This is a genomic window from uncultured Mycobacterium sp. (assembly GCF_964249325.1).
In the GTDB taxonomy this organism is placed as follows: Bacteria; Actinomycetota; Actinomycetes; order Mycobacteriales; family Mycobacteriaceae; genus Mycobacterium.
In genome coordinates, this window is record NZ_CAXUCH010000023.1 from 1 (window position 1) to 6185 (window position 6185).

The window sequence follows — 6185 nt, forward strand, 5'->3', positions numbered from 1 at the left end:
CTGCTTCCAGACCTCCTGGTGTGCCGGCCCGAGCACGCCGACGCGGTGTTGGCCGTCACCGGATAGCGCCGCCGCGCCGGTGGCAGAATCACAGCGTGCGCATGTCGGCGAAGGCGGAATATGCCGTTCGGGCGATGATCCAGCTTGCCGCCGTCGACAGCGGCCAGCTGATCAAGACCGACGAACTGGCTCACGCTCAGGGCATACCGCCGCAGTTTCTCGTCGACATCCTCTCCGACCTGCGCACCGACCGCCTGGTCCGAAGCCACCGGGGTCGCGCCGGCGGATATCAATTGGCCCGGCCCGGCACGGAGATCAGCATCGCCGATGTGCTGCGCTGTATCGACGGCCCGCTGGCCAGCGTGCGCGACATCGGGTTGGGCGACCTGCCTTATTCCGGGCCGACGGCGGCGCTGACCGACGTCTGGCGGGCGCTGCGCGCGAGCATGCGTTCGGTCCTCGAGGAAACGACAGTGGCCGACGTCGCCGCGGGCGCTCTACCCAAGCACGTCAAACAGCTCGCCGACGACTACCGCGCTCAGGAGAGCAAGCGGCACGGTCCGCGCAGCGCCGGCTGATCAGCCGCCCGAGCCTTACGGACGGGTAAGGATCTCCAGGTGATGACCGCATGGATCGCGGAAGTACACGCCGCGACCCCCGTGGTTGTGGTTGATTTCACCGGGCCGTTCCCCGCGTGGGTCGGCCCAGTGCTCCATGCCGCGCGAAGAGATCTTGCCGTAGATAGCGTCGAAGTCGTCGTCCGAAACAAGGAATGCGTAGTGCTGCGGGCGGATCTCCTCGCCGTCGGGCACGTCGGCGTAGTCGAGGGTGGCGCCGTGCTCGAGGGTGACGGCCATGAACCGGCCAACCGGTACCGGGTCCGGTAGCCCGAACAACTCGGTGAGAAACTGCGCGGATTCTTTTTTGTCGCGGACCGCGACGATGGTGTGGTTGAAACTGATAGTCATGGCCCTTGCCAGTCAACCACTCTCGGCAGTCGACTACAACGCCGAACGGCCTACTTCGGCGCGGTGAGCTCTAACGCGATGTTGTCCGGGTCGCGAAACTCGAGGATGTAGGACGGCCCGATGTCCTTGACCGGCTCGTGGTGGATGCCGAGTTGTTCGAGATGCTTAGCGGCGTCGTTCAATTCGGCTTTACTGCCCGTGCGGAAAGCGATGTGGTCCAGCCCGACGCGGTCCTCGTCGAAGGTGTCGGCGGCAACTGGGCGCAGCCCGATCAGTGCGCCACCCAGGTCGTAGATAACACCGCCGAACAGGAAGCTGAGCTGCCTGCGAGTCGCCGCGTCGGCGTTGTCGGGCACTTCCAGCAAAACCGGCCAACCAAAAACGCTTTCGTAGAACTGTCGCGAGCGCTCGATATCGGTGACGGTCAGCCGGACATGGGCGATGGAAGTGGTGGTGATGGCCACGTGAACATGCTGCCACGTCGGCGACTACAGAGGCGCCGTATTGCCCATGCCACAATCCGGTCGTGCACATCGCAATGACGATGCCGGTGATGGAACCGGACTTGGATGCCGCCGTGCTTCGGGACTGGGCGCACGCGATCGACCAGGGCCCGTTTTCCTCGTTGTGCTGGGGCGAGCGCATCGCCTTCGACAATCCGGAGACGCTGACACTGCTGGGGGCACTGGCGGCATGGACCGATCGCGTACGGCTGGTGACGACGGTGATCGTGCCCCAGCTGCATGACCCGGTCATGCTCGCCAAGGCGCTTGCGACCGGGGACGTGCTATGTGGCGGACGGCTCACCGTGGGCCTCGGCGTGGGCGGCCGACAGGAGGACTACCAGGCGGTCGGCGCTGACCTGCGGACGCAGACCATACGCGACATGGCCGAGCGTGTGGCGGTCATGAAACGCGTGTGGGCGGGTGAGAACACCACGGGGTCGACGCTTCCCGTGGGGCCGGCACCGATCCAGCGCAGTGGTCCTCCACTGCTCGTCGGCACCATAGGACCCAAGACGATTCGGAGCGCCGCTGCTTGGGCTGACGGACTGGCTGGCACCACGCTGGACCTCGACGTCGTCAAACAAAACGAGCTTTTCGACGTTGCTCGGGCGGCGTGGGCCGAGGCGGGCAAACCTAAACCGCACTTGGCGACTTCGTTCTGGTTTGCGCTCGGATCCCGCGAGGGCGCCCGGGCACAGGTGCATCGCCATCTTCGGCGCTACCTGAATTGGATACCGGCCGAGTATGTCGACGCCATGGCGCCGACGACCGGTTTTGCCGGCAGCGAGGACGAGCTGGTTGCGGTGCTGCGAAAGTTCGACGCAATCGGCACTGACGAAATCCAGCTTATTCCAACGAGTTCCGACCTGGCCCAGCTACGCCGGGTCGTCGACGTGATTGCTGACGTTTAGCTCGCCATCCTACCGCAGATGTTCGACGACAGCGTGCGGCTTATGAATGCGCAGCATGAGCGCCATCGTCCTATACGGACCGCCACCAAACCTGGGATAGTGCACATTGGCGTCACCAGAGCGACGCCGCGTTATTAGGCGATCGCCGCCGTGCACTAGACCGAGGGATGCCGGACCTATGTGGGGAAAGAGCCCGGCAATGATTGTTCACACGCGATCGCCATTCAACGCGGAATCGCCCGGCTCGGCGTTGGCCCGCAATGAGATCACGCCACTGGACATGTTTTATTGCCGCAATCACGGCCCCACTCCCGAGATACCGGTTCACGAATGGCGGCTGGAGGTCAACGGGCTGGTCACTCAGCCGCTCAGCTTGAGCCTGGCCGAGCTAAGACGCAGATTCGATACCCACACCGTGATCGCGACACTGCAATGCGCAGGCAATCGGCGGTCCCGACTCAACGAGATTCGCGCGATAGTCGGCGAAGACCTGTGGGGTTCCGGCGCCATTTCGACCGCCGAGTGGTCTGGGATGCGGTTAGCCGACGTGCTGGTTGCCGCTGGAGCGCGCCGCGATGACGACGTGCACGTCGCATTTGCTGGTCCGGATGTGTCGCCGCTGGCTGTACCGGCCCAGCAGTTTGGTGGCTCCATCCCGCTGCCGAAAGCTATGTCGGAGGAAGTCCTGTTGGCGTGGAAGATGAACGGCCGAGCGCTGCCTCGCATCCATGGCGGGCCGGTGCGGGTAGTCGTGCCCGGATACATCGGGGCCCGCAGCGTCAAGTGGGTCGATGCGGTCACCGTGCAAAAGGGGCCGTCGCAGAACTACTTTCAGTCCGTTGCCTACCGGATACTGCCCGCCGATAGCGACCCGAACACGGCAGGACCGCTGGCGGGCCGCTCACTGTCTTCGGTGGCGTTGAATTGCGACATCTTGGTTCCGGCCGAGGGTGCCGAAGTCGCTGCGGGTCCGCTGAACATCCGCGGCTATGCGTTGGCCGGCGAGGGGGCCGGCATCTCCCGCGTGGAGGTATCCCTCGATCAGGGCCGCACCTGGCGTCGAGCCAAATTGGCGACCCTGCGGAGCCCGTGGGCCTGGCGGCACTGGTCATTCACAGTCGACGCTGAGCCCGGACCCCTCACCGTGACTGCCCGTGCCTGGGACGCCACCGGAGCGACCCAACCCGAATCGGCGGAAGCACTATGGAACCCAAGGGGATACGTCAACAACTCGTGGGCGCAAGCGCACATTGAAGTGACGCAACCCGGTACGGCAGCGCTCAAGTAGTGGCAACCAGTATGTCTTCTCCGCTTGACGGGCGCAGGCCGTCGCTGCGTTCGGCGAAGTAGCGTTCCGCGAGCACAGCGCCCGACACATGTCGGGCCTCTCGGAAACCGGCATCGCGGGCCAATGCCATCAGCTCCGTTGGGGTATAGAAGCTGATGAACGGAGTTCCGCTTGACCGCGCACCTCTTGCGCTGGCCTCAAAGCCCGGGCGATCCTTTCCGTCAACGAGCTCAAGTGGAAGCAGGAACGTCATTGCCAGCGTCGACCCGGGAGCAAGCTTGGCGAGCTGACGCAGCGTGGCCGCGTTGGCATCTTTCGTGAGGGACGCCGGTGGAGACAACGACCGTCGGTTGTCCGGGATCGAAACCGGCGGCGGCCAGCCGCTCCCACCAGGGCTCGCCGACTTCGAAATCGACGGGCACGAGTCGCAGATAATCGGGGATTCCGTAGCCAATTTCGATCAAACGCCGCCGTTTCCAAGCTTGGGGTCCAGGCTGGTCGACCTCGAAAACCTTTAGCCGCGATGCGATTTCGGGCCTGCGCTGGGCAAAGGTGTCCACGCCCGCACCCAAGATGACGTACTGGGCGACGCCTTGGTTGGCTTGTTCGGCGACCAGGTCCTCGATAAAGCGAGCCCGCGCAACAATGGCCGCCCGAAAACCGCGGGTAGCGCCTGGATCGATGTCCGGACGGTGCCGCCAGCCATCGTCGGGGGCCACCAGCTCCAGGCCGACCGCGTCCTCGAGAACGTGCGGCGGCGGGTCGACCTGGACGTGCAACGCTCGCCAGAGGGCCACCCGCACCGCGGTGGCATCCGGCGCCTCGGTTTGTTGCTTCGCCACGGCGGTCAGCGCTTGGCGGGAGCTTGTAGATTCCAGAGTCGCCCATCGGGGTCACGAACGGTCATCTCCCTGGTGCCGAAATGGGTGTCCTCGAACGGCTTCACCACTTCGAGCGACGGATCGGCAACGAAAGCATCGGCATCGGGCACTTTGAGCGCGACCTGCATCCGGGGCTCACGGTCCGCGGGGATTTCCGCGATGAAGACATCAGGGCCGTCGCCATTGCGGAGCTGCCCGGAGTTGTGGTCAGTCGCGAATTCCAAATCGAAGCCCAGCGCTTGGAAGAACTTTGCGACCTTGCCCCAGTTGTGGGTTTCCAGGAACACCGCCTCGATCCCTTCGGTTGCCACTTCAGGTCTCCTTTCTGCACCATTGCTGTCTTCGTTCATGGGCGTCGAGGTAGCCGCGCAGCGCATCGGCAACCACGGCTGACAAGGACAGGCCCTCCTCGATGGCATGGTGTTTGACCTGCTTGATCAACCGCATGGTTGCCGGCGTGGTCTGGCACCGTTTTCGTGATGGCCGTTGTGACCAGGCGGCCCGGATCTACCAGGCGGAACCAATGAAAACGTTCAGTTGCGAGCGCTGTGGGCCGAGGCATCCAAATAGACCGCGCCCTGTATCCGGCTAAAAGTTCGATGGGGTCGAAGAAGACGGCGATTTTCGCTGCGACGCTTGTCCGGGCGGCCTGTGGAGGATCCGCGGGGATCGCCAGCGCGGATCCGCATAATCCGGGGCCGCCGCCCGGGCCTGCTCCGACGACCCATACCGCTGGGCCGCCACCTGGGCCCGCCCCGACGAGGCATAACGCTGCACCGCCGCCGGGGCCAGCACCAAAGACCGATAACCCTGCACCGCCGCCTGGACCGGGCGCCAAGAGCGGCATCGACCGCGATGGAACGTATGGGGTGGGAACCGAGATCGAACCGGGGACGTACAGCACTGAGGGACCTGTCGGCAAAGGCACGTGCTACTGGAAGCGGCTGGGCGGACCGAACGGCAAGGACATTGTTGACAACGCCATGTCCAAAAAGCCGCAGGTGGTGCAGATCGACCCGAGCGACAAAGCGTTCAAGACGGACGGCTGCCAACCCTGGCAGAAGACGGACATGCCGGCTCCGACCAGTCCCTCGCCGTCCGAAGCACAAAAGCAGCTGCAGACCCTTATCGGCGGCCTCAACGGCGCTGTCGGTCAGTCCGGTGCCGGCCAAGTGCCGCCTGGGCACTGACGGCTTGCAAACACGCTCGGCTGGCAGCGGGACCGATGCTGGGGAGTCGTCCAGTAGGGAAAGGCGGAGCCGCCAGCCCTGACCAGCCGTAGCAAAAGCTCGGAGAATGCGCAGCGTGCTAGGAGGCCGTCAAAAAAGCCAAGTGTGACGTGGTCGTCGTGGGTTCTGCACGGCTACGCGCCGCAGTCATAGCTATCGAGGGCGCTGCCGTTGACCATCTTGCAGAATGGGAACCCGTTGTCCCCGCCAGCGACGCTCAGGGTCAGTCCGCGGCCACCGTCAACGAGTGTGGCGGTGGCGTAACCGCCGTTGGGCAGGTCGCCGTAGGCGGTGGTATCCGGCTGTGATGGTGGACCCCGGGCCCGACTCGCTACGGGCTCACTCGTGCATTCAGCCTTTGTCGAGTTTGGACGTGCTCCCTAGTTCTGCTAGGTCGTCACG

8 protein-coding genes and 1 pseudogene are annotated in these 6185 nt (G+C 64.6%); 4 read left to right on the forward strand and 5 right to left on the reverse strand.

Annotation, left to right across the window (positions count from 1 at the left end):
• The first annotated feature begins 95 nt into the window (after positions 1-95).
• A complete protein-coding gene (locus ACFE99_RS05210) occupies positions 96-578 on the forward strand; it encodes an Rrf2 family transcriptional regulator (RefSeq protein ID WP_375483071.1) in 483 nt (160 codons plus the stop codon).
• A 15-nt stretch (positions 579-593) separates the two neighbouring features.
• Here the strand turns inward: ACFE99_RS05210 and ACFE99_RS05215 are convergent, their stop codons facing one another.
• Together ACFE99_RS05215 and ACFE99_RS05220 are read right to left on the reverse strand one after the other, a co-directional pair.
• On the reverse strand, positions 594-968 hold the full coding sequence (locus ACFE99_RS05215; protein WP_375483073.1) for a VOC family protein: 375 nt from the start codon (positions 966-968) through the stop codon (positions 594-596).
• Positions 969-1018: 50 nt separating this feature from the next.
• Positions 1019-1432, reverse strand: coding sequence for a VOC family protein (locus tag ACFE99_RS05220; protein WP_375483075.1), 414 nt, complete (start codon positions 1430-1432; stop codon positions 1019-1021).
• Positions 1433-1506: 74 nt separating this feature from the next.
• On the opposite strand from ACFE99_RS05220, the gene ACFE99_RS05225 reads away from it, so the two are divergent.
• Both ACFE99_RS05225 and ACFE99_RS05230 read left to right on the forward strand, forming a co-directional pair.
• Positions 1507-2385 carry an LLM class flavin-dependent oxidoreductase gene (locus tag ACFE99_RS05225; RefSeq protein ID WP_375483126.1) on the forward strand — a complete coding sequence of 293 codons (879 nt, stop codon included), beginning with the start codon at positions 1507-1509 and terminating at the stop codon, positions 2383-2385.
• A gap of 178 nt (positions 2386-2563) precedes the next feature.
• On the forward strand, positions 2564-3673 hold the full coding sequence (locus ACFE99_RS05230; protein ID WP_375483078.1) for a sulfite oxidase: 1110 nt from the start codon (positions 2564-2566) through the stop codon (positions 3671-3673).
• On the opposite strand, the pseudogene ACFE99_RS05235 reads toward ACFE99_RS05230, so the two are convergent.
• The 3 genes and pseudogenes from ACFE99_RS05235 to ACFE99_RS05245 all read right to left on the reverse strand — a co-directional run bounded on the left by ACFE99_RS05235 (position 3666) and on the right by ACFE99_RS05245 (position 5001).
• Positions 3666-4476, reverse strand: a pseudogene (locus tag ACFE99_RS05235) (class I SAM-dependent methyltransferase). The gene ACFE99_RS05230 and the pseudogene ACFE99_RS05235 sit on opposite strands and share 8 nt — an antisense overlap.
• A gap of 44 nt (positions 4477-4520) precedes the next feature.
• Positions 4521-4865, reverse strand: coding sequence for a VOC family protein (locus ACFE99_RS05240; protein ID WP_375483080.1), 345 nt, complete (start codon positions 4863-4865; stop codon positions 4521-4523).
• A gap of 1 nt (position 4866) precedes the next feature.
• Positions 4867-5001, reverse strand: a complete 135-nt coding sequence (locus ACFE99_RS05245) for a CopG family transcriptional regulator (RefSeq protein ID WP_375483082.1) — start codon at positions 4999-5001, stop codon at positions 4867-4869.
• Positions 5002-5153: 152 nt separating this feature from the next.
• On the opposite strand from ACFE99_RS05245, the gene ACFE99_RS05250 reads away from it, so the two are divergent.
• On the forward strand, positions 5154-5744 hold the full coding sequence (locus tag ACFE99_RS05250; protein ID WP_375483128.1) for a hypothetical protein: 591 nt from the start codon (positions 5154-5156) through the stop codon (positions 5742-5744).
• Positions 5745-6185: the final 441 nt, after the last annotated feature.